General features: G+C 50.4%; 16 protein-coding genes. 4 read left to right on the top strand and 12 right to left on the bottom strand.

Features of this window, described 5'->3' with window-relative positions; translation table 11 throughout:
* Positions 1 to 20: 20 nt before the first annotated feature.
* Positions 21 to 1,253: an MFS transporter gene (locus FHP88_RS03160; protein WP_186297577.1), complete on the bottom strand. Its 1,233-nt coding sequence runs from the start codon at positions 1,251 to 1,253 to the stop codon at positions 21 to 23.
* Positions 1,254 to 1,460: 207 nt separating this feature from the next.
* Here FHP88_RS03160 and FHP88_RS03155 point away from each other — a divergent pair, with 207 nt between their 5' ends.
* Together FHP88_RS03155 and FHP88_RS03150 are read left to right on the top strand one after the other, a co-directional pair.
* On the top strand, positions 1,461 to 2,078 hold the full coding sequence (locus tag FHP88_RS03155) for a LysE family translocator (RefSeq protein WP_144357536.1): 618 nt from the start codon (positions 1,461 to 1,463) through the stop codon (positions 2,076 to 2,078).
* A gap of 45 nt (positions 2,079 to 2,123) precedes the next feature.
* Positions 2,124 to 3,011 carry a DMT family transporter gene (locus FHP88_RS03150; RefSeq protein ID WP_144357535.1) on the top strand — a complete coding sequence of 296 codons (888 nt, stop codon included), beginning with the start codon at positions 2,124 to 2,126 and terminating at the stop codon, positions 3,009 to 3,011.
* A gap of 71 nt (positions 3,012 to 3,082) precedes the next feature.
* Here FHP88_RS03150 and FHP88_RS03145 read toward each other — a convergent pair whose 3' ends face one another.
* The 3 genes from FHP88_RS03145 to FHP88_RS03135 are packed head-to-tail and all read right to left on the bottom strand — an operon-like array spanning position 3,083 to position 5,841.
* Entirely contained in the window at positions 3,083 to 4,045 is a 963-nt protein-coding gene (locus tag FHP88_RS03145) for a YbgA family protein (RefSeq protein ID WP_144357534.1), read from the bottom strand.
* The gene (locus FHP88_RS03140; protein WP_144357533.1) at positions 4,042 to 4,911 is read right to left on the bottom strand and encodes a TIGR01777 family oxidoreductase; all 870 of its coding nucleotides are present in this window, start codon (positions 4,909 to 4,911) and stop codon (positions 4,042 to 4,044) included. Before FHP88_RS03140 ends, FHP88_RS03145 begins: the two co-directional genes overlap by 4 nt.
* Before the next feature lie 60 nt (positions 4,912 to 4,971).
* Positions 4,972 to 5,841 (bottom strand): LysR family transcriptional regulator, encoded by an 870-nt coding sequence (locus FHP88_RS03135; protein WP_144357532.1) that lies wholly within the window; start codon positions 5,839 to 5,841, stop codon positions 4,972 to 4,974.
* A gap of 112 nt (positions 5,842 to 5,953) precedes the next feature.
* Between FHP88_RS03135 and FHP88_RS03130 the strand changes: the two genes are divergently transcribed.
* Positions 5,954 to 6,883, top strand: coding sequence for a DMT family transporter (locus FHP88_RS03130; protein ID WP_144357531.1), 930 nt, complete (start codon positions 5,954 to 5,956; stop codon positions 6,881 to 6,883).
* A gap of 98 nt (positions 6,884 to 6,981) precedes the next feature.
* Here FHP88_RS03130 and FHP88_RS03125 read toward each other — a convergent pair whose 3' ends face one another.
* From FHP88_RS03125 to FHP88_RS03115, 4 genes are all read right to left on the bottom strand, one after another.
* Positions 6,982 to 7,716, bottom strand: coding sequence for a TSUP family transporter (locus FHP88_RS03125; RefSeq protein WP_144357530.1), 735 nt, complete (start codon positions 7,714 to 7,716; stop codon positions 6,982 to 6,984).
* A 14-nt stretch (positions 7,717 to 7,730) separates the two neighbouring features.
* Positions 7,731 to 10,775: an EAL domain-containing protein gene (locus tag FHP88_RS03120; protein WP_260843146.1), complete on the bottom strand. Its 3,045-nt coding sequence runs from the start codon at positions 10,773 to 10,775 to the stop codon at positions 7,731 to 7,733.
* Between the two features lie 82 nt (positions 10,776 to 10,857).
* On the bottom strand, positions 10,858 to 10,998 hold the full coding sequence (locus FHP88_RS19075; protein WP_186297576.1) for a hypothetical protein: 141 nt from the start codon (positions 10,996 to 10,998) through the stop codon (positions 10,858 to 10,860).
* Positions 10,999 to 11,138: 140 nt separating this feature from the next.
* On the bottom strand, positions 11,139 to 11,648 hold the full coding sequence (locus tag FHP88_RS03115) for a c-type cytochrome (RefSeq protein WP_144357529.1): 510 nt from the start codon (positions 11,646 to 11,648) through the stop codon (positions 11,139 to 11,141).
* Positions 11,649 to 11,830: 182 nt separating this feature from the next.
* Between FHP88_RS03115 and FHP88_RS03110 the strand changes: the two genes are divergently transcribed.
* Positions 11,831 to 15,865 carry an EAL domain-containing protein gene (locus FHP88_RS03110; RefSeq protein WP_144357528.1) on the top strand — a complete coding sequence of 1,345 codons (4,035 nt, stop codon included), beginning with the start codon at positions 11,831 to 11,833 and terminating at the stop codon, positions 15,863 to 15,865.
* Here the strand turns inward: FHP88_RS03110 and lipA are convergent.
* The 4 genes from lipA to aceE form a co-directional block, all read right to left on the bottom strand.
* Entirely contained in the window at positions 15,856 to 16,827 is a 972-nt protein-coding gene (gene lipA, locus FHP88_RS03105; RefSeq protein WP_186297575.1) for a lipoyl synthase, read from the bottom strand. The genes FHP88_RS03110 and lipA overlap by 10 nt on opposite strands.
* A gap of 81 nt (positions 16,828 to 16,908) precedes the next feature.
* A complete protein-coding gene (gene lpdA, locus FHP88_RS03100; protein WP_144357526.1) occupies positions 16,909 to 18,990 on the bottom strand; it encodes a dihydrolipoyl dehydrogenase in 2,082 nt (693 codons plus the stop codon).
* Positions 18,991 to 19,025: 35 nt separating this feature from the next.
* Positions 19,026 to 20,342, bottom strand: coding sequence for a dihydrolipoyllysine-residue acetyltransferase (aceF, locus tag FHP88_RS03095; protein WP_144357525.1), 1,317 nt, complete (start codon positions 20,340 to 20,342; stop codon positions 19,026 to 19,028).
* Between the two features lie 27 nt (positions 20,343 to 20,369).
* Entirely contained in the window at positions 20,370 to 23,057 is a 2,688-nt protein-coding gene (gene aceE, locus FHP88_RS03090; protein ID WP_144357524.1) for a pyruvate dehydrogenase (acetyl-transferring), homodimeric type, read from the bottom strand.
* Positions 23,058 to 23,289: the final 232 nt, after the last annotated feature.

Here is a 23,289-nt window from a genome sequence, read left to right as displayed (position 1 = left end):
AAAATAACCTGGGATTGTCGTTACCTGGACTCGACAGCCAGCCTGGGCAGGGGGTGTTCATTGATCGGTAGATGGATAAAGGCCGCAACGAGTCCCAGAATCACACCTGCCCACCAGATTGCATCATAGGTGCCGGTGGTGTCATAGAGACGGCCGCCCAGCCAGACCCCAAGGAAGCTGCCGATCTGGTGACTGAAAAAGACGATTCCAAAGAGCGTGGCCATGTAGCGAACACCAAATACCTGGGCAACGATACCGGACGTCAGGGGAACAGTGGAGAGCCAGAGTATCCCCATCGCAGCGGCAAACAGATAGATGGTCATTGGCGTTTTGGGTGCAAGTAGCAGTGCGGTGATAACGATGGCGCGGGTGAAATAGATGAAGGCTAAGCCACTTTTCTTACTCCAGCGGGTACCGGCGGCTCCAGAGAGAAAGGACCCGGCGATATTAAACAGACCGATGATGGAGAGGGCATAGGCACCGACCTCGGGCGCGAGACCCAGGTCTTTAACATAAGAAGGAAAGTGTACCGTAATGAACGCCACATGGAAGCCACAGACAAAGAAGCCGACGGTGAGAAGCACAAAGCCCCGGTGTCCCATTGCTTCACGTAGGGCTTCATTGAGGGTTTGATCACACGCGGCTTCACCGGTATGCGTCTGATTATTTGGCAGGCAGAGCGACAGGGGAATAATCAACAGGGCCGTGGCGGCAAGGATCATCAGTGCGGACTGCCAGCCATAATTCGCGATGAACTGCTGACCCAGTGGTGAGAAAATTACCTGTCCCAATGAACCTGCTGCAGTACCAAGTCCAAGTACCAGCGTACGCCGTTCTGGACCCACTACCTTGGCCATGGCTGCGAGGGCAAGCGAGAAAGCCGTAAAGGCGATACCCAGGCCAGTGAGTAGGCCGCCAAACAGATGCAATCCCATACTGCTATCAGTGACGGCCATACCCCAGACGCCCAGTCCGTAGATGACTGCGCCAACAGAGAGTACTCGCATCGGGCCATAACGATCAGCCAGGGCTCCTGCGATGGGTACGCCAATACCCCAGAGCAGATTCTGAATGGCCATGGCGATCGCAAAAGTTTCGCGGCTCCAGCCATGCGCAGTGGTCATAGGTTCAAGAAACAGACCAAAAACGGAACGGATGCCGAAGCCGATCATGGCGATGATGCAGCCAGCCACAATAACCAGCAGGGGAGTTCTCCATGATGTGACTTTTGGAAGGAGGCTTTCTGTGGTCATTGTTTATGCTCTCAGGTTTGGCTGCATTAATCTCGTTTCATATTACACTACCTTTTGTCTTCAAATAACTCAGTTGAGGTAGGGGATAATTTCATCTGTAACTGAAAAGAATGATAACGAACAGTGTGCAAAAGCGTGCATATTAGCCGTGTGATGACGTATTATGAAAACTACGATAGTAGGTAACCTATAGAGTATTTTTGGCGCATGTCCACTGAAAGTGCACTGGCCTTCTTTTTGGCCATTTTCATATTTTCGATCACCCCGGGTCCTGGCGTGTTCGCTATTCTGGCGCGTGCCATGACGGAAGGGGCTGCGGCCTGCTTTACACTGGCGCTGGGGATGTCGGTCAGCGACATCATCTATCTGATCCTGGCCTGTTTCGGATTGGCCGCCATTGCGGAGCATTGGAGCGGTCTGTTCACCGTGATACGCGTTGTCGGTGCCCTTTACCTGCTTTACCTCGGCTGGAAGATGTGGCGAACTCGGCCAACACTGGAGCAGGAGGCGGCCGAGGTGAAATCAATTAATCAGTTGATGAGTTTTGTGCAGGGCTTTTTAATTTCGGCATCCAATCCTAAGGTAATTTTGTTTTATATCGCCTTCCTGCCGACTTTTATGGATCTAACGGTACTCTCCTCACAGGATATTGCGTTAGCTTCTGTAATCACGCTTGTCGGTTTGATGTTGGGCTTGATGCTGATTGCGGTGAGTGCCTCCTGGGCGCGTAAAAAATTCCGTTCTGAGCGGGCGATGCGTGGCCTCAATCGGGTGGCTGGTTCTATTATGATGGCGGCAGGTGCCTATATTGGTCTGCGTCACTGATCCTCGTTATTTTAAGTATTGTTCTCAGCAATAGACCTTCAATCGATGCTTGAACGCAAGTCCCATCTTGATCTTTTGGCCATGGTGTTGCTGGTTGTCCTCTGTGCCAGCTGGGGATTGCAGCAGGTAGCGATCAAGGTAGCCAGTGTAGCGATACCACCCTTCTTCCAAGCGGGCATTCGTTCGCTGGGTGCTACGCTGTTAATTCTGATCTGGATGGGGCTGCGCCGTGTGCCGGTGTTAGAGCGTGATGGCTCTGGTTGGTGGGGGTTATTAGCCGGCCTGCTATTTGGCGGTGAGTTTCTGCTGATATTTCTGGGGCTACAGTATACCTCGGCCTCGCGTGCAGTCATCTTCCTCTACATGGCGCCCTTTGTGGTTGCCATAGGTGCACATCTGTTTATTCCAGGTGAACGGTTACGCGTTATTCAGGTCGTGGGGCTTATTGCAGCCTTCTCCGGGGTACTCATTATCTTCGGTGATGCCCTGATCCTGCCAAGCAAGGTGATGCTAACAGGGGATCTGATGCTGATTGTGGCGGCGATTATGTGGGGCGCTACCACGGTCGTGATCAAAGCCAGCAGCCTCAATCAACTGGCGCCTAGCAAAACGCTCCTCTATCAACTGTCGGTTTCTGCTGTGTTGATATTAGGGGTCTCCTGGCTTGCGAATGAACCGAGTGTAGGGGCGCTAACGCCCTTGGTTATTGGCAGTCTACTGTTTCAAATGGTTTGGGTGAGCTTCGTTACATATCTCACCTGGTTCTGGTTGGTACGACACTATCCCGCTGGCCGACTCTCTGCCTTTACTTTTTTGACACCAATCTTCGGTGTACTGGCCGGTGGTCTGTTGTTGGATGAGCCACTGACGCTGTCGCTTTTGCTTGCCCTGATCTGTGTGGGTGTGGGCATCTATTTAGTGAATCGGCGATAACGATTTAGTTGTCGACCCCAATCATCTGTACTTGCTGAATAAGGCTGATTATGAGTTTTTTATAACGGGTCTTATAGGTTGTTCCTGAGTCCCAGTTTTTCCGGATGAGGTTGCAGGTAAACCTGCTTATTGATGTAAGGGTCTGGGTGTCTGCGGAAATAGTGATTGAGTAGTGTAATAGGCACTACTAACGGTATCTCTCCTGTTCGATAACGTTCAATGCTGGTCACCAGTTCATCCTTGTCATCACTGTCAATATTGCGTTTCAAATAGCCCATGATGTGTTGCAGAACGTTGGTATGCCCCTTTTTATTGACAGGACGTTTCAGTGCCGTCATTAACTCATCGATGTATTGCTCGCTGACTGATTTGAGTGCACTTTTTGGAACATGGGATAACAGTTGTCCCATGCGTTTATAGGCGGCCTGTGAGTGGGCCATGACCAGGTATTTATGTTGTGCATGGAAATCAATGAGTGCTGCTGGAGTGAGTCCATCATTGATTAGATCCTGCCAGTGCCGATAGACAAATATGCGGGTTATAAAATTTTCACGTAATACGGGATCATTCAGTCGGCCCTCATCTTCAACCGGCAGATGTGGATGTTGATTCAGTAGATATCGGGCAAAGACGCCCACGCCCTTGCGCTCGGCTGCCCCCCCTTTGAGTGGATAGACTTTGACACGAGTCATACCGCAGCTCGGTGAATCTTTTTTCAGGATATAGCCGCTGATATCACCGAGCTGTTTAACCTGACGTTTTGAGTAGCGTTCTATTTGATGGGTAACATCCCTTGTAGGGTCGTCTACGCCTAACACTTTTGGGTCTTCTGGATTACCCGCTAATCTTATGGGTGGTCTTGGCGTGGACATGCCGCTGCCCATCTCAGGACAGACCGGTTGAAATGTCATGTATTTTGCAAGTGTATCTGTGATAAAGCGGTCTCGCTTGTGCCCACCATCGTAGCGGACGTTTTCTCCCAGCAGACAAGTGCTGATACCAATAGTCACCTTGGGGAATGTTTTTATACTCATGCGGGTTTACTCCCTGTGATCTCAATGAGAGCCTGCTCCACTGTTTCATATTTGAAGTTAAAGCCGGCACTACTTAATCGCTCTGAATGCAATGTTTGACCTGATGTCATTACCTCGGCCCCTTTTCCAAAGAGTAGTTGCAGTAACAGCTTGGGTACTGGAAACAGGGTAGGCCGATGCAGCACCCTCCCCAGTGTTTTAGTGAACTGGCGATTGGTTGTCGTATCGGGTGCGCAGAGATGATAGACGCCCGACATCTCCATTCGCCCAAGCGCCAGCAAGTAGGCACCGACCAGATCGTCGATATGTATCCATGAGAAGGGTTGGCTTCCGTCACCTATAGGGCCGCCAAGTCCCAGTCGAAAGGGTGGGAGTAGTTGTTTCATCATACCGCCATCGCGCCCCAGTACAAGGCCAAGGCGAAATATCAAGGTGCGAACACCCAGTGATTCCGCCTCCATGGCGCTTGCTTCCCAATCGTGAGAGAGACGACCAAGAAAGTCTGTGGCATTCGGTGGATCTGATTCACCGTAATCACCCTCACTGTCAAAGGCGCCTATGGCCGATGTGGAAATAAAGCAGGTAGGTTTCTCATCCATCAGTCGCATCGCACTGACCAGTGTCCGTGTGGTAAGCACGCGACTACTATAAATGGCTTTCATATAGTGAGCTGTCCAGCGTCGGCTAATGTTTTCACCCGCCAGGTTGATCACCGCTTGACAGCCCTTTAGTTGAGTGGCGAGTTGTGTGGCATCTTGTTGAACATCATTACGTCCCAGCATGATGAGCTGATGCCCCGTTTGTGTCAGTGCTTGACAGAGATGGGTGCCGACAAAACCACTGGCGCCAGTGACCGCAATAATCATTCAGCCCCTCGTTTAATTGTTTGTAGTTGGCTTGTCAAAAGCATAGTCCACGTAAACAATTCAAGGGGCAGGATAGCGCATGGCGAAGCCGTTGCGAATCTGTTGCGCCAGCTCTTTAACAATTTTACGTGTGCCTTGATTCGGCATGCGCAGATTGATGTAGTAGCGGGGTAATGCGGGTAGACCAGTGGCGGGTTCGATCGTGCTGAGAGTCTCAGGAATAACTTGAGACATATAGGGGGCGATGGCCATATCTGCTTCCAACGAAGCGATAACAGGTTCGATGCTGCCAACCTGACAGATGGATACCCACTCTAAGCCTGCACGATTAAGGGCTTCTGCTGCAGAGGCTCTAAAACCGCAGGATTCAAGTCCCAGTGCGACAGGCAATGGATTGCGGTGACAGGCTTCACCATTGGGTGCGCCAATCCACACGAGTGCATCGGTAAGCAGATGCTCCTCCTGACGACCCTGGATCGATTCTGTCGTCAGTGTCAGATCAATCTCTTTCTTTTTTAACATCTCCAGTAGCACGGGTGTGGCGTCACTGATCAGGGTCACCCGTATACTGGGGTACTCACGATTGAAGCGGCGGAGAATCGGCGGCAGGAACGGACGCACGATATCAGGCGGAACGCCTAACAAGATTTCGCCAGTGAATTCTGGCTGGCGCATCAGTTGTAACACTTCATCGTTCAGCGCCAGCAGACGATTGGCACTAGCAACCAGCTTTTCTCCATCCGGCGTCAGTTGCATCTGTTTCTGTCGGCGGTCGAACAACGGCTTGGAAAAAAATGCCTCCAGGCGCTTAATCTGCTGGCTTACTGCTCCTTGGGTCAGATTCAGGCTTTGCGCGGCCCGTGTCATGCCGCTGTTCTCGGCTACAGCCAGAAATGTGCGAATCAGGCTGATATCAATATCTCGGCTCATGCGGCGTCCGTCATTACGATATCTAATTGTTGGGATTATGATAATTCGTTTTCATAATATATCACAGGCGCGTATAAAATAAGTTTACCGTCCACAGGAAGCGGATTAGGTTATGCTCACCCATTCAGTCAGTCTCTATTTTGCAGCGGTATTTATCTGGGGTTCTACCTGGTATGCCATCAAGTTTCAGTTGGGTACGGTTCCCCCGGAACTCTCTGTCGCTTATCGTTTTGCAATAGCTGCAGTGATTCTGTTCGCCTGGTGTCTCCTGCGTGGGTTGCCAATGCGTTTTAACAGAGGGCAGCATCTCTGGATGGCCCTGCAGGGGCTGATGCTGTTTTGCCTCAATTACTTGATCTTCTACTGGGCCACGGCCGAACTTACCAGTGGCTTGATCGCGGTTATTTTTTCGACGATTGTGTTGATGAATATCGTTAATAGCGCACTCTTTTTCCGCAAACCGATCGACGCCTCAATGGTAGCGGGAGCTGTTATAGGATTACTGGGTATAGCCTTGGTGTTTTGGCCAGAGATCGCCAATCTACGGCAGAGTGATGGGGCCGTAAAGGGGCTTGTCTTGAGTATTTTAGGGACCTTTATTGCATCGCTTGGCAATATGATATCTGCTAGAAATCAGCGCCAGCGCTTGCCCGTCATTCAGGGTAATGCCTTCGGCATGGCCTATGGCGCAGTGATACTGTTTCTTTTTGCAGCCGGGCAAGGTCTTCCTTTCGTCTATGAAAATACACTTTCTTATAACTTGTCGATACTCTATTTGGCATTGTTTGGTTCTGTACTGGCCTTTGGCAGTTATCTGACGCTTCTGGGGCGTATAGGGCCAGAAAAGGCCGCCTATGCGACGGTTCTTTTTCCGCTGGTAGCGCTGGGTATCTCCACTCTGTTTGAAGGTTATCAGTGGAGCGTATTGGCAGCCAGTGGTGTGGCGCTGGTTGTGATGGGCAATGTGTTGGTCATTATGCCGAAGCAGATGGCCTTGCGTTCGTTGATGTTTTTCAGGGCAAGATATGCCAAGGACCATTAAGCTAGGTGACTATTTGAGTACGCCAGCCAATTATTGCTGAAGTAGAATATGAATGCTGTTTGGTAATGATCGTTGGATAGCTCTTTCCAGGGCGAAATTTAATCGCTGACCAGTAGTTTAATCGCCATGGCGATGGTGGCGATGATTATTGCGGGTCTTACCAAGGCAGCACCACGCTTAATCACCATGTTCGAGCCAATGCGCGCACCCATGATTTGGGTGAGCGCCATGATCAGTGCGGCACTCCAGATAACATGGCCACCCCATAGAAAAATAACAAGTGAGGTGGCATTAGTGACCAGCACCAACGGTTTGGTATTGGCGGTTGCGCGGCGCATGTTATATCCCAGCAGGCTGGTAAAGGCGAAGGCAAAAAAAGAGCCAATGCCTGGACCAAAGAATCCACCGTAAAAACCGATGCCTCCCCCCACAGACCAGTTGAACGTGCCCGATGCAAGTCGTGCGTGTGAATCATGATCATCAGCTCTTGGCGATATCCAAAAGTAAAGCGCAATCACGATCAACAGATAGGGAATCAGTGACTGCAATAGTTGCGTGTTGATGTTTTGTACAGTGAGCGTCCCGGCTACCGCCCCCACACCTGACCACAGCATTGCCGGATAGAGGCGTGAGAAATCAATGTGCCCTTTACGGAAGTAGTTGATGGTGGACGAGAGTGTGCCGAATACGCTCTGAAATTTGTTCGTGGCCAGGGCATTGAGCGGTGGCATGCCCACCGTTAACAGGACGGGCAGGGCGATCATTCCGCCCGCACCAGCGATAGAGCTGACAAAGCCGGCGGTAAACCCCACTATCGCCAAAAGTGCGAGCAATTCTAGCGATATGCTTATGACAACGCCCTTTTAACAGTTTGGTGGCTTTGCGTGATGATGTGGCGACTTAGCACCTGCTCAACCGGCCCAGGTTTGCCAAATAGATAACCTTGGAATGCACGGCATCCTTGCGTAGTCAAGAAATGATGCTGTGCCTCTGTCTCAACACCTTCGGCAATCACTTCTAAACCCAAGCTGTGAGCCAGTGCAATAATTGTGCTGGTGATTGCTGCGTCGTTTGGATCAGTTAACAGGTCACGCACGAATGACTGATCAATCTTCAGTTGATCGAGTGGTAATCGTTTGAGGTACGAGAGCGATGAGTAGCCGGTGCCAAAATCATCCAGGGAGAACAGTACGCCTCTGGCCTTCAGGGTAGCCATCTTGCTGATAATGCCCTCCAGGTCATGCAGCAACATGCTTTCTGTAAGTTCCAGCTTGAGCCGTTTAGGATTGGCGCCAGTGCGATCTAGGATAGCTAGGATCTGTTTAACGAAATCGGTTTTTCTGAACTGTACGGCACTGACATTGACTGCCAATGTCATCTTTTCTAAAACGCTATCTTTTGACCATAGCACGAGCTGTTGACAGGCACTCTCCAATACCCAGTGACCTATTGGGAGGATCAATCCAATCTGCTCGGCAGCAGGAATAAACTCGGCGGGTGATACCATCCCCCGTGTTGGATGTGGCCAGCGAATAAGTGCTTCAGCGCCTATGATGCAACCCTGATGGTCAACCTGTGGCTGATAGTAGAGTTTGAAACTGTTGTCCTGAATGGCCTGGCGAAGATCAGTCTCAAGGTTCATTCTGGAGTTGACGGCATCTTGAATGCCAGGATCAAAGAAACAGAGGTTATGCTGCTCATGCCGCTTGGCCTGATTCATTGCCAGATCAGCGCGTTTTAAAAGCTCTGCGGTGGTATCCATGTGATTACCAAACAGTGCGATACCGATGCTGGCTGTGGCATGGTAGGTCTGTTCCGCCAGATCAAAGGGTTGTTGGAGCAATGCCTGAATATTTTCGGCGACACCTTGTGCCACGGTTGCCGCGTCTTGTGAATTGCCGTTGAGGTCTTTGAGGATGACAACGAATTCATCACTTCCCAGTCGGGCGGCCGTGTCACCCTCTGGTATGCATTCAGAAAGGCGCTGGGCAAATTTTTGCAGAAGCAGGTCGCCTTTATCGTGCCCCATTGTGTCATTGAGTGACTTGAAATCATCCAGGTCAATAATTAATAGCGCACCTTCATGTTCTTTACGCGAGCCAGACAGCGCCTGTTGAAGTCGGTCGAGGAAAAGTCGCCGGTTGGGTAGCCGAGTGAGGGTGTCATAAAAGGCCAGTTTATTGATCTCATCAGCCGTGGCCCGGCGATCCGTGATATCAAGAAGGCTGGCTTGTAGCAACGGCCTTGATTCAAATGCAAAATCCATCAGATGCACCTCGGCGTCCCAGGATTTTCCATCAGGATATGTGTATCGCCACTCGAACAGGTGAGAGCCTTTCAGTTGAGCGAGTTTGATATGACCCTTGGCCGATTCGGCAGAATCAAAGCCATCATATTGTGTCGGTGATGATATGTCTGCGAAGTGTTTATTTAACAGCGATGCCCTGTCTGCCAAATGGAATATTCTCGCGGCAGCGAGATTGCAATCGACGATAATTTCAGTATCAGGCTCTAACACCAGGAGTGGAATCCGGGATTCTGAAAAGAGTACTTTATTATAGGCATTACTCTCGCGCAGATTAGCCTCAGCCTGCTGTAGCGCATCGACCTGATGCTGCAGCCGGTCAGATTGTTCAGCGAGTGCACGTTGGTTCTGTTGTAGCATCTTGCGCATATTGTCTTGTGTCGATGCAAGCTGTTGTATCTCTTTTATGTTGCTGGTAACTGCGGGGATCGCCTCGAAATCAAGTTGGCCAATTCGCTGACTCACCGCTGCGAGTCGCTCCAGTGGGCTGGCAATGGAAAAAGCCTGCTTTCGTGCGATCAGAAAGGCGGTTGCCAGTAGCACGATCAATCCGCCCGCGAGTAGCATGACAAAGGGTAGCCAGTTCGGGGTGAAGTCGTCAGCAGGTGCCATGGTGACAACCCAGAACTGCTGATTGCCTAAGGTGTAAGGATGAACGCTGGCCAACCATCGACGGTTCTCGGAGTTGAAGCTGAGGGCGTTGTTTAATTCACGTCCAGCTTCATGCCAGCCTTTTAACGCATCACTGATGGCCGGTATGCCCAGGTTGACAGCAGGATGTAATACACGTTTTAGCCATTCTGTGCTGTCTGCTGTTTCTGGTTGGGGGGGCAAGGCCAGAACGAGCTCGTTGTCGGTAAGTACCAATGTCATCCCCTGTTTGCCAACTTTGGATTTCATGGTGAAGTTCGACAGATCACGCAGGGTGAGATCAAAACCAAGGATGAGTTGATCACCATTCCTCAATTGTTTTTGAATCGAAGCGGTTATCCCAGGGTCGCGTGTAGAGTAAAAGACATAGGGTGCTGTCCAGTTTACTGTTTGTTTGGTCTGGTTGTTCTGTGCTGAGATAAACCAGGGGCGTTTTCTGGCATCGTAGTCGAGTTGAGTCCACTCTTGCGTAGAGCTTCCATCGGGATGATGCATCATCATGAGATGTTGATCACCCCAGCGTTCAATATTGGTCATCCGATTACGCCAGACACCATCAGTTTGCTGAAGTAACAGCCAGCCTTTTCCACTGGTTGTACCGGCAACGACGGAAGTAATCTGGGGGATCTGTTTCAGTAGCGGTTGGAAGTAACTATTGAATCGGTCTGGTAGATCCAAATCCGGGGCTTGGTCACCTATCCATTCACTGCTCATTTTAAGCAATGCATGGGTAGGGTTGAACAAGGCATTCAGATCAGCCACCACATTATTGGCGGCACTGTTGAACTCTTTCTCTGCAATGTCATCAATGATTGGTAACAGGCCCAGTATGATGAAGCCAAGGCAGACAAGGAGGGCGGTGCCTGTGACAAACAGACTGAGTCTGACAAGCAGCGTCTGACGTAACGATTTGGGTTTTATATTCGGGTTGCTCACCACTCAAAGAATAGAATGTCAGGTGGGAGCTGTCTACCTGGAATATGCAATTTATTCCGGTTGGCTTGGTAGCGCTGACGGCTCAGAAATCCAGTGAATCATAGTAATCTTGCAGCGCTTCATCATCCATATCATCCATCTCGTCGAGATTTAGCATACTGAAATCATAGGCGTCTGATTCGGTGTGGTTATCGACATGGCTTTTCTCTGTTGTGCTTTCCATGATTAGATCTCATCCAGTTATTTGTTGATGAGGCATGCTAGCGATTAAATAATACAGAATGATGACGATCAACTCACACTAGAATTAGTGTCTAGGGAAGGCGTCAGATTGAGCCGCGACAATATCGTCTCTGGTGACGGTTATTCTCGATTTTGCCCTGTAATGAGCCAGAGCATCTGCAGTAGCAGGGTGTTATCCATACGATCCTGTTTGCACGAGTCGAGCTGTTTTTCTTCGTGGCATATTTTGTCAAACAAGAGTACTTGCTTACCTTCATATTCCACAAAGAGTTGTCTGCTTCTATCCACAACATAGGCAACCGCTGCAGAGACATCCCGATCAGATAACTCATCAAGCCCTCCTTTTGGGGGCATTTCACCGTGCCCCTGGAGGGCGTGTTCGATCAATGTCGGAAGTGTGGATTTTAAGCGTTCATGCCAATCATTGACCTGCCCTAACTGGGGCGCCCCGGATTCGGGTTTTCCGTGACACTTGATGCATTGCTGAGTGAACACAACTCGGCCAAGCCCAAGGTTGTATTGATGGGTGTCTGTTTTCTCTTTAACCCTGTCAGCGGCAACGGGGGAGAGACTGATCAATAATCCCATGCTTATAAAGAGGTATTTGAATACGTTTGTGGCGATATTCATACTGAGTTTCACGCTCCTGAAAATAAAGTCTTATACCCTGTAGGCATATTACCTGTGACAACAGGGTATTACATTGATTCAGATCTTGAACTTGCTGCAAAGTATTTTTATGCCCGTCATCTTATCAGCTCTTCAGAAAGTTGCTGCGAATCCGCTATAGTTTAGTAGGGCCGTAAAGAAGAATGCGAGGGAATGTGCAAGGGCAGGAGCTACACGTTTCAGTAACCCCCATTGAAGGTGTCTTTGATCCTTCCGGGGTGCTCTTATCTGTCATTGTTGCCTTTGCCGCCTCCTATGTCGCCTTCAGTATGGTGAGACGCTTACTGGTGGCAGAGGGTATCAGTCGGTGGTATTGGTATCTTGGTGCCGCTGTGGCCCTTGGTGGGGGTGCCTGGACCATGCATTTTATTGGCATGATCGCCCTGCAATTACCTTTTCCAGTTCAGTATCATAAAGGGTTAACCCTACTCTCCTTATTCATTGCTATAGCCGGTTCGTTTATTGCGCTTCTTGTGATCGTTAATTACGAAAGGGCTTGGCAACGATTTGCTTTGGGTTCACTGATCTGGACATCGGTGGTTACTGCTATGCACTTTGTTGGCATGGCGACCATGGTGATGCCAGCTCGAATGGATTATGACATCGGCATCATTCTGTTATCGGTTGTGATCTCCTTTGGTGCAGCGGGGCTTGCTTTATCACTGCTTTACAAGGAAGCAACGCTGGATGTAAAGACCTCGTCGTGGCGATTTATCAGTGCGGTGACTATGGGGCTTTCCATCATCGGCATACACTACCTGGCGATGTTTGGCACACGTTTTGTCCCGGTGGAGACGAGCAGGAGTGTCTTCCTCAATAGTTTTGAAAGTGATCAGTTACTCTGGCCATTGGCAATCGGGGTATTGTTCATCCTCTATCTGCTGATGGGTATGTCACTAAGGGGCAATGGGCAGGCATTAAAAGGGAGTATCGGTACGCGCCTACGAGTGATTGTGGTTGTTCTGGTGACGGTGACTGGCATGTGCGTGGGTCTTCTCTCAGTCATAGAGATCGATTCAATTTTAGTACGTAATAAGAATGAACATTTAAAGTTCGAGCTTGAAGGTGAGGGTAAAGAGTTTGCGCGCCTGATCAGACGGCTGGAGGATGATGTTCGTTTTCTGTCACGCGTACCCGGTATCGCTGTTTTAATGAAGGGACTCGCTGCAAAAAATTCTGCAATAGGTGATGTTCCTCCCGAGGTCGTGAAAAGACGCATCTCTTCTTTGTTTCGTGATTTTCTTATAAGCAAGCCTGAATATATGCAGATTCGCCTGATTGGTGCAGACGGTGGGGGTCGTCAGTTGATCAGGGCAGAGAGACAAGGAGAGGATATAGTTGAAATCAATGAACAGCTGTTACAGCCAATGGCTAGCGAGCATTATTTTACCGAGACGCTGAAACTGTTGCCTGGCGTCACTTACCTGTCTGATATCGATTTTAATCGGGAGGATGGTGTCGTTACAGATCCAAGGGTTATGGTCATTCGTATTGCAGCGCCCATATACTTCGATCGTGATAACTCACCCGCCGGTATAGTCGTTATCTACGTCAACCTGAGTCAAGTGTTTAGTATGATGACGCGCTCTGAACAACCAGGAGATCGTAATCTAGTGACTGATCAGGCGGGGCGGTTATTAGCCTATCGGGATTCAACCCTGCAGCGTTATGGGGCAGATGCGCTTTTTACACAGGTTCGCTACCCGTTCTTACGTGAGTTATTTAATAAGACACCATCGGGTGGGAGCTTTGCGGCAAAAGTCTCGGATGGCGGCGAACAGCTTTATGTGCATCTTCATAAAGTCGGGGTGAGTGAACGTTATCCTGATAGGGAGTTGGTAATGGTTGAAATCTTGCCGGCTGCCTATATCGATCAGCAATTGCGTCCAATACTGAATAAGACATTCATTGCCACACTGTTGTTGATTTTGCTGAGTATTCCTGTGGCAATCTGGCTAGTGCGGCAGATTGTGAATCCCCTGAATATTTCGATGCGCTCTATAGCGCAGTTTGCAGCCGGCGACATGCGGGTAAATTTCCCCACTTCTGACTTGCATGAAATCAGTTTGCTGAGCGAGGCCTTTACCCAGATGCGTGAGCAAGTGAATTCCAGAGAGCTTGCGTTATCTGAAGCAGAGGCCAGAATCCGTAGTGTTGTTGAACATGTTGCAGATGGCATCGTCACTATTGATGGAGAGGGCATCATTCGGTCTTTGAATGGCGCGGCGGAAAGGATGTTTGGTTATGATGATCAGGCCATTGTAGGTAACAATGTTTCAATCTTGATGCCGGAACCCTATCGCACTGAGCATGATGGTTATATTGATCGCTTCAATAAGGGGCTGGGTGGAAATGCGATAGGGTTTCCCAGAGAGTTTCAGGCGCAACATCAGGATGGACATCTTTTTCCGATCGAAGTCACTATCAGTGTGGTTCAGCAGGGTAAAGAACAGATTTTTATTGGCCTGATCCGGGACCTGACAGAACGTCAGCATGCACGGCAACAAGAGAGGCTTGCCGCTAAGGTAATGGAGACTTCGCTAGAGAGTATCGCCATTACTGATGCAAAGAATCGCATTCAATATGTCAATCCGGCCTTTTGTGAAATTACCGGTTACAGCTTTGCTGAGTCGCTGGGTAAAAATCCCAGTTTTCTCTCCTCTGGTCGCCATGATGGGGCATTTTATAAGGCCATGTGGGAAGGCATTAATAACGAAGGCAGTTGGCAGGGTGAGATCTGGGATCGGCGTAAAGATGGAACGCTTTATCTGAAATGGCTGAGTATTACGGCCATTGAGAATAGCGCAGGAGAGGTGACCCATTATGTGGGTATTGCCTCTGATATTACTGAGCGAAAGCAGACAGAAGAGCGTCTAAAGGATTTGGCACATCATGATCAGTTAACAGGATTACCTAATCGCCAGCTGTTTAATGATCGGCTTGAGCATGCTGTTATTCAGGCTGCTAGAAGTAGGGAAAGGATAGCTTTGCTGTTTATCGATTTAGATCGGTTTAAAGGAATCAATGATACCTACGGTCATGATGTAGGTGATAAGTTGCTGATTGAAGTGGCTAACCGTATTCATGGCAAGGTACGGGAAGGTGATACTGTTGCCCGATTAGGTGGTGATGAGTTCACGGTGATTTTACCAGACATTAAAGAGGTGTCGAATGCGGTACATATTGCATATGAAATAATCGAATTGATTGATCTCCCTGTGATTGCTGAGGGCCATGATTGTTCTGTGGGTGCCAGTATCGGCATTGCTTTTTATCCAGAGGATGGCACAACGACGAGTGCTTTAGTGCGACACGCAGATATTGCCATGTATCGCGCCAAATCACATAGCGGTAGTGCCTGCAGTTTGTTTGATAAAGAGATGGAAGAGACGGCTGCCCGAAGGCTCAGTATTGAAATGCGCTTGCGAACGGCCATTGAAAATGGCCAGTTTTTCCTCAACTATCAACCGTTAATTGATATCGAGTCAGGATTGCCGGTGAGCTTTGAGGCACTGATACGCTGGCAGGTGCCAGGCATGGGCGTTGTATCACCTACAGAGTTTATTCCGCTGTCGGAAGAGACTGGACAAATTGTAGAGATTGGAGCCTGGGTATTAGAAGCGGTCTGTCGCCAGTTGGCGGATTGGCGTTCACTGGGTTTGAAATTATTGCCAGTGGCGGTCAATGTCTCCACGCGTCAATTGCTTGAGCGTGACTTTGTCAGTCAAATTAAAAAACTCCTGGAACATTATCAATTGGATGCACAGTGTATTGAATTGGAGCTGACAGAAACGACGTTAATGAAATATCCCAAAGAGTCACAGCAGGTATTAGAAGAATGTCATAGGTTAGGTTTGTCGATAGCTATTGATGACTTCGGTACAGGCTATTCATCACTGGAATATCTTAAGCAGTTACCTGTAAACAAATTGAAAATTGATCGTACCTTTATTAAAGATCTTGAAGCAAGTACACGCACCCAGGCGATTGTGGGTTCAGTGGTGCATCTGGCACAGGGGCTAGAGATGCAGGTGGTGGCGGAGGGTGTAGAGACTCCCGGGCAACTGAAGCTGCTCCGGGAGTTTGATTGCGGTTATCTACAGGGTTATCTGTTCAGTAGGCCCGTCTCGGCTGAAGTGGCCGCTGAGGTATTGTCTGAATCCAAAGTTTACTGCTGATTGACCAGCTCTGCGGCTTGTCTGTCTGCATGATATGACGATCGAACAAAGGGGCCGCTGGCGACGTGAGAGAACCCGATTGATTCGCCGTAGCGTCTCAATGCCTCGAATTCATCCGGTGTGACGTAACGACTCACCGGCAGATGATGTGGGCTGGGTTGCAGGTACTGTCCCAGGGTGAGCAGGGCACAGCCGTGATTGCGTAAATCCTGCATCACTTGCCTTACCTCATCCAGTGTCTCGCCCAAGCCCAGCATGAGGCCAGACTTGGTGGGTACACCTGGGTTCTCTGTTTTGAATCGCTGAAGTAGATCAAGCGACCATTGATAATCCGCACCCGGTCGAACCGACTTGTAGAGGCGGGGTACTGTCTCCAAATTGTGATTCAATACATCGGGTGGAGTACCCGTCAAGCATGTCAGTGCCGGCTCCATGCGGCCGCGAAAATCCGGCACCAGTATCTCAACCTTAATGCCTGGATTGATTGTGCGAATAGCGGCTATGCATTCAACATAGTGTCCTGCGCCGCCATCCATCAGATCATCGCGATCAACCGAGGTGATCACCACATAGCGGAGCCGCATTTTTTTTACGGCATCTGCAAGACGTGCAGGTTCATCTTTGTCCAGCGCCAGTGGTCGTCCATGGGCCACATCGCAGAAAGGACAGCGCCGTGTGCAGATGTCTCCCATGATCATAAACGTCGCCGTGCCATGGTGAAAGCATTCGGCCAGATTGGGGCAGGAGGCCTCTTGGCAAACCGTGTGCAAATCGGTTTCTGCAACCAATGCTTCTACCTGTTGACGTTGTTCAGGACTGGGTAACTTGATACGAATCCAGTCTGGTTTTTTAAGGGGCGTTTGAGTTGGAACCACCTTGATGGGTATGCGGGCTACCTTGTCCGCGTCACGCAGTTTTTCACCGGCAATAACGGGTTTCTGTTTTTGGGATGATTTGTTCATGATGTTACCTGAAGAGCGTGCTTTCTCAGAAAGATATCCCCGCATAAGCGGGGATATCAATGCGCGGCTAAAAAACAAACATTACTTTTTTCGTTTCGGTATGAACAGATCAGTAATGGTCCCTTCAAATGCTTCAGCGGCCATCGCTACGGTTTCTGATAGCGTAGGATGAGGATGGACCGTCAAACCAATGTCAGAGGCGTCACAGCCCATCTCTATTGCCAGGCACACCTCGGCAATCAGATCGCCTGCATTGGGTCCAACAATACCGGCACCGATGACATGGCCAGTCTCTTCGTCGAAGATCATTTTGGTCAGGCCTTCGTCTCTTCCAAGAGAGAGTGAACGACCGCTGGCTGCCCAGGGGAATGCGCCCTTACCGTATTTGATCCCTTCAGCCTTGGCTTCGGCTTCAGTTTTACCCACCCAGGCAATTTCAGGGTCGGTATAGGCGACCGAAGGAATCACCCAGGCATCAAAGAAGGTGCTGAGACCGGCGCAGACTTCGGCCGCGACCTTACCTTCATGGACAGCCTTGTGGGCCAGCATGGGTTGGCCCACTACGTCACCAATCGCATAGATATGTGGCACATTGGTGATTTGTTGTTTATCGACGTGGATGAAGCCTTGGTCATCAACGGCAACACCGGCATTTTGCGCATCAATCTTATGGCCATTGGGAGAACGACCCACAGCGACCAGTATGGAATCATACAGTTGTGGTTCAGGTGCCTTGGCCCCTTCAAAGGTCACGCGTAGCCCTTCGTCCAGCGCTTCAACCTTGGTCACGCGGGTCTTGGTAAGAATCGCCTCATACTGTTTTTCAAGACGTTTATGCAGCGGTTTAACAATATCTTTGTCGGCACCGGCAATCAGTCCATCGAGCATCTCGACAACCGTAATCTTGCTGCCCAGTGCGTGATAGACCGTGGCCATCTCAAGGCCAATGATGCCGCCACCAATCACTAGCATACGCTTGGGAATTGATTTAAGTGCCAAGGCACCCGTGGAGTCAATGATACGCGGATCTTCCGGTAGGAACGGTAGTTTAACCGGAGCGGAACCGGCCGCAATAATACATTGCGAGAAGCCGACAACTGTCTTGTTGCCTTCACCATCAATGACTTCAATATTGTTTTGATCGATGAATTTACCAAAGCCATTAACAACTTGGACTTTGCGTTGTTTGGACAAACCCATCAGTCCGCCAGTAAGTCGGGTGACCACACCGTTCTTCCATTCACGCAGCGCATCCAGATCCACTTCTGGTTCAATAAATTTCAGACCATGGCTGCGGAAATCACGCGCCTCTTCAAGCACTTTGGCGGCATGCAGTAGAGCCTTAGAGGGAATACAACCCACGTTGAGGCAAACGCCACCCAGGCTACTGTGACGTTCGATCAAGATCACCTTCTTACCCAGATCAGCCGCGCGGAACGCGGCGGTATAACCACCAGGGCCCGCACCGAGTACCACAACGTCAGCTTGAATATCCGCATTACCAATGTAAGCGGCGTGTTCTGCGGCAGGAGCAACCTTGGCTGCAGCAGGAGCCACGGTTACTGTGCCGGATTGCGTAGTAGCTTTAGCACCAGGCGTTACCACTTCCAGCGTCAGGATCAGGTCGCCCTGTGAGACGGTATCACCCACATTGATATGAACGGCATGGACATGGCCACTGCTGGGAGAGGGGACTTCCATGGAGGCCTTGTCACTCTCCAGGGTTAGCACCGGTGTATCAACAGTGATGTTATCGCCAGGTGCTACCAGCACTTCGATGACATCCACGTCCTGGAAATCACCGATGTCGGGTACATAGACATCTTTTAGTACTGTCTTGCCGGCATCACCCGGGGCAGCACCACTCTTGGCATTTTTCTGCAGGAAGGGCTGTGGATCCTGTACAGCTACTTTTGGTTCAGTCGCTGTCTCCAGGTTGATGATGTGACTGCCCTTGGAAACCTTGTCACCCAGACTGACCAGAATCTCTGTCACCGTCCCGGAAGAGGGCGATGGAATCTCCATGGAGGCCTTGTCACTCTCCAGGGTGATTAGCGGATCATCGATATTGATTGCATCGCCCACCGACACCAGGATTTCAATAATCTCAACATCTTCGAATTCCCCGATATCGGGGATCTGAACTTGTTCAATTGTGCTCATTGTCTTATTCCGTTTGTTTTGGTGTTGGGGGAAATCTAGAGCAGCAAGCGCCGCACATCATTCATCAAAATACCGAGGGTGCGAACGAAATGCGCAGCCTGGGCGCCATCAATGACACGATGATCGTATGAGAGCGACATCGGTTGCATCAGGCGTGGGACAAACTCACTGCCATTCCAGACCGGCTTCATCTGTGAACGCGTGAGTCCCAGAATGGCTACTTCCGGCGCATTCACGATCGGTGTAAATGCAGTGCCGCCAATACCACCCAGACTGGAGATGGTGAAGGTGGCACCTTGCATGTCCGCTGGCTTGAGTTTCTTGTCACGTGCCTTGACACTCATCTCCATCAATTCGGCAGAGAGTTCAAAAATGCTCTTCTTATCCACATCACGAATTACCGGGACAACCAATCCATTCGGTGTGTCGACTGCAATACCGATGTTGATGTATTTCTTCAGAATCAGGTTTTCGCCACTGCCATCCAGTGATGAGTTGAAGGTCGGGTAAGTCTTCAGTGCAGCCGCACATGCCTTCATAAAGAAACTGAGCAGGGTCACACGCACGCCTTGCTTCTCAGTCTCCGCCTTGAGCGATTTTCTGAATGCTTCAACTTCAGTGATATCTGTCTCATCCTGATGAGTGACATGGGGTACATTCAACCAGGCGCGGCTGAGATTGATCCCGGTAAGCCGTTTGATCTTGCTCAGGGGCTGGAACTCGATCTCACCAAACTTGGAGAAGTCCTGTTCAGGTATGGCTGGAATGCCTGATGTGGTCGGTGCGGTTGTGCCGCTGCCTACGGGTTGTCCACCCTTGGATGATTCAACAAAGGCCTTGAGCACGCGCTGACCGGCGTTGGATAAATCTTCACGCGTGATGCGCCCCTTACGTCCTGTCCCTTGCAGGGTGTTCAAGTCGATCCCTTTCTCGCGAGCGATACGACGCACGGCGGGACTGGCGTGGGTGCGCTCGAATGACACCTGTCTAAGGTCAGATGCTGCGCTGGTTGCAGCAGGCGTTGTGGCGGCTGTTGCGGCCGCGACCGGTGCTGCTTCAACGGTAGGTGCAACAGGTTGGGTTGCTGCAGCCGGTGCTGGATCAACTGCGGCACCTTCTACTTCAAGTAGAATGACCAGACTGCCTTCAGAGACCTTATCGCCCAGTGCGACCTTGATCTCTTTTACTACACCCGCATCAGAAGAGGGTACTTCCATAGAGGCCTTGTCACTCTCCAGGGTGATCAGTGCATCATCAACCGCGATGGTGTCACCGGGGGCTACCAGGATCTCGATAATTTCAACATCGGAAAAGTCGCCGATATCCGGTACAAGAATTTCTTTAATAGTCACGTCTGTTTCTCCTTATTCTGTGCGCGCTTAAACGGTTACCGGATTAGGCTTGTCGGCGTCGATGCCATACTGCTCAATTGCCTGGGTGACCTGCTTTACGGGGATAATGCCCTCATCGGCCAGTGCCTTCAGTGCGGCAATAGCGACGTGATAGCGATCCACTTCAAAATGACTGCGTAAACTTTCGCGACTGTCTGAGCGACCGAAACCATCCGTACCCAGTACGGTGTACTTGGCTGGGACAAACGGACGAATCTGTTCGGCAAAGGATTTCATGTAATCGCTTGCGGCAATCACCGGACCCTCACGATCTTTCAGGCAGGCCTCAACGTGACTGACGCGGGCAGGCTGTTCCGGATGCAGGCGATTCCAACGTTCCACATCCTGGCCGTCACGACACAGCTCGTTGAAACTGGTGGCGCTCCAGATATCGGCCTCGATTTTGAAATCACTCTTCAGCAACTCAGCGGCTTCAATGACTTCATTCAAGATGGTGCCGCAACCCAACAGTTGTACCCGAGGGTTCTTCTTCTTGCCTTTCTTTTCTAGCGTGCTGCTACGCAGATGATAGAGCCCTTTGAGAATGCCTTCCTCGGAGCCCTTCGGCATATCCGGATGGGCATAGTTCTCGTTCATGGTGGTCAGGTAGTAGAAGACGTTCTCCTGCTCCTGGTACATGCGGCGCATACCTTCATGGATGATGACTGCCACTTCATAGTGATAAGTCGGGTCGTAGGAGATGCAGTTGGGGATGAAGCTGGCAAACAGTTGACTGTGACCATCCTGATGCTGCAGACCTTCACCATTCAGCGTGGTGCGTCCGGCGGTACCGCCGATCAGGAATCCACGCGCCTGTAGATCGCCGGCTGCCCAAGCGAGATCACCCACACGCTGGAATCCGAACATGGAGTAGTAGATGTAGAACGGTATCATGGTGACGCCGTGGTTACTGTAGCTGCTGGATGCGGCGATCCAGGATGACATGGCACCCGCCTCGTTGATACCTTCCTGCAGCAGCTGGCCCTTCTTATCTTCGCGATAAGGCATGATCTCGCCGGAGTCCATCGGCGTATAGAGCTGCCCTTCAGGGGCATAGATACCCATCTGACGGAACATGCCTTCCATACCGAAAGTACGGGCTTCGTCAGGGACGATCGGCACCAGGCGTGGACCGATCTCCTTATTACGTGAAATGGCCACCATTGCACGCACCAGCGCCATAGTGGTGGACATGGTGCGAGCGCCGGTACCTTTCAGTAGCAGGTCAAACATGGAGAGATCGGGGATATTGAGTACATCTCCCTGGGTGCGACGCTCAGGCAGGTAGCCACCCAACGCCTTACGTTGTTGATGCAGATACTTCATCTCAGGGCTGTCAGCCGCTGGCTTGAGGAAGTTGGCCTGAACCACATCCTCTTCAGAGATTTCTAAATCCAGGCGGGCGCTGAATTTTTTCAGCTGATCGTTACCCAGCTTCTTCTGCTGGTGAGAGATGTTCTGTCCTTCACCCGCTTCACCCATGCCATAACCCTTAACGGTCTTGGCCAGGATCAAGGTCGGTTGACCTACTGTGTTGACCGCCTCGGAGTAAGCGGCATAAACCTTTTGTGGATCGTGTCCGCCGCGGATCAGATCGTGATAGATCTGATCATCGGTCATGTGCTCAACCATCTTTTTCAGTTCGGGATACTTGCCAAAGAAGTATTCGCGCACATAGGCGCCATCTTTCGCCTTGAAGCTCTGGTATTCACCATCCACAGCCTCTTCCATGCGTTTGCGTAGCAGGCCGTTATGGTCTTGGGCAAGCAGTTTATCCCAGGAAGCGCCCCAGATGACCTTGATCACGTTCCAACCGGTGCCGCGGAAATTGCCTTCCAGCTCCTGGATGATCTTACCGTTTCCGCGAACCGGGCCATCAAGACGCTGCAGATTACAGTTGATTACGAAGATCAGGTTGTCCAGTTTCTCACGCACGGCGAGGGCAATAGCGCCCTGTGCCTCTGGCTCATCGGTTTCGCCATCGCCCAAGAATACCCAAACCTTGCGATTTGATTTTGGAATAAGGCCGCGATTCTCCATGTATTTCATGAAGCGGGCCTGGTAGATCGCCATGATCGGGCCGAGGCCCATGGAAACGGTAGGGAATTGCCAGAATTTTGGCATCAGCCAGGGGTGGGGGTAAGAGGGGATGCCCTTGCCGCCGGCTTCGATACGGAAGTTATCCAACTGCTCTTCGGTAATACGCCCTTCGAGGAATGCACGGGAGTAGATGCCGGGTGCCACATGACCTTGTATATAGATCATATCGCCGCCATGGGTGTCAGAAGCCGCTCGCCAGAAGTGGTTGAACCCCGTCTCATACAGCACGGCAGAGGATTGGAAGCTGGCGATATGACCGCCGGGGGAGGCGGGTTTACGGTTGGCGCGCACCACCATGGCCATGGCATTCCAGCGAATGATGTCACGCAGGCGGCGCTCCACATCGGGATTGCCTGGAAGAGCAGGTTCACGGCTGACCGGAATCGAGTTCAGATAGGGCGTTCTTGAGCAGTCAGGTGGCTCGGTACCTGCCGCTGTCGCCTTGTCGATGGTCTTTTTAATCAGAAATTTCGCACGTTCCGTGCCTTCCCGCTCGACTACAACATCAATAGCCTCCAACCACTCCTGGGTCTCCTGCGGGTCAGTATCCCGATACTCGTTCGAACGATCGCTCATTTGATTAATTCCTCTTCTGGGTCAGTGCTGCTTCTTATTTGATGGCTCAATGATTACTTGTTAGTAATATCAATGGTCAGACCATTAAAAGGTAAGGTGTATAATATGTCAAATACTTTTTATCATAGCGATAACAGTCATTTAGGATGATTTGGACTATGGTTATTTAAATATTTGAAATTTAAATATTTAATATAGTTTCATAAGCGTAGAACTTTTTGGTATAAAAACA

It is taken from the genome of Sedimenticola selenatireducens (genome assembly GCF_007625115.1).
Taxonomy (GTDB): domain Bacteria; phylum Pseudomonadota; class Gammaproteobacteria; order Chromatiales; family Chromatiaceae; genus Sedimenticola; species Sedimenticola selenatireducens_A.
This window is presented reverse-complemented; position numbering and strand designations above follow the sequence as displayed.

Excerpts from the sequence above, each read along its gene's own strand:
- FHP88_RS03160 (WP_186297577.1), bottom strand. The coding sequence starts at position 1,253 with ATGACCACAGAAAGCCTCCTTCCAAAAGTCACATCATGGAGAACTCCC.
- lpdA (WP_144357526.1), bottom strand. The coding sequence starts at position 18,990 with ATGAGCACAATTGAACAAGTTCAGATCCCCGATATCGGGGAATTCGAA.
- aceE (WP_144357524.1), bottom strand. The coding sequence starts at position 23,057 with ATGAGCGATCGTTCGAACGAGTATCGGGATACTGACCCGCAGGAGACC.
- FHP88_RS03155 (WP_144357536.1), top strand. The coding sequence starts at position 1,461 with ATGTCCACTGAAAGTGCACTGGCCTTCTTTTTGGCCATTTTCATATTT.
- lipA (WP_186297575.1), bottom strand. The coding sequence starts at position 16,827 with ATGAACAAATCATCCCAAAAACAGAAACCCGTTATTGCCGGTGAAAAA.
- FHP88_RS03115 (WP_144357529.1), bottom strand. The coding sequence starts at position 11,648 with ATGAATATCGCCACAAACGTATTCAAATACCTCTTTATAAGCATGGGA.
- FHP88_RS03110 (WP_144357528.1), top strand. The coding sequence starts at position 11,831 with ATGCGAGGGAATGTGCAAGGGCAGGAGCTACACGTTTCAGTAACCCCC.
- FHP88_RS19075 (WP_186297576.1), bottom strand. The coding sequence starts at position 10,998 with ATGGAAAGCACAACAGAGAAAAGCCATGTCGATAACCACACCGAATCA.
- FHP88_RS03140 (WP_144357533.1), bottom strand. The coding sequence starts at position 4,911 with ATGATTATTGCGGTCACTGGCGCCAGTGGTTTTGTCGGCACCCATCTC.
- FHP88_RS03135 (WP_144357532.1), bottom strand. The coding sequence starts at position 5,841 with ATGAGCCGAGATATTGATATCAGCCTGATTCGCACATTTCTGGCTGTA.
- FHP88_RS03145 (WP_144357534.1), bottom strand. The coding sequence starts at position 4,045 with ATGAGTATAAAAACATTCCCCAAGGTGACTATTGGTATCAGCACTTGT.
- FHP88_RS03130 (WP_144357531.1), top strand. The coding sequence starts at position 5,954 with ATGCTCACCCATTCAGTCAGTCTCTATTTTGCAGCGGTATTTATCTGG.
- FHP88_RS03150 (WP_144357535.1), top strand. The coding sequence starts at position 2,124 with ATGCTTGAACGCAAGTCCCATCTTGATCTTTTGGCCATGGTGTTGCTG.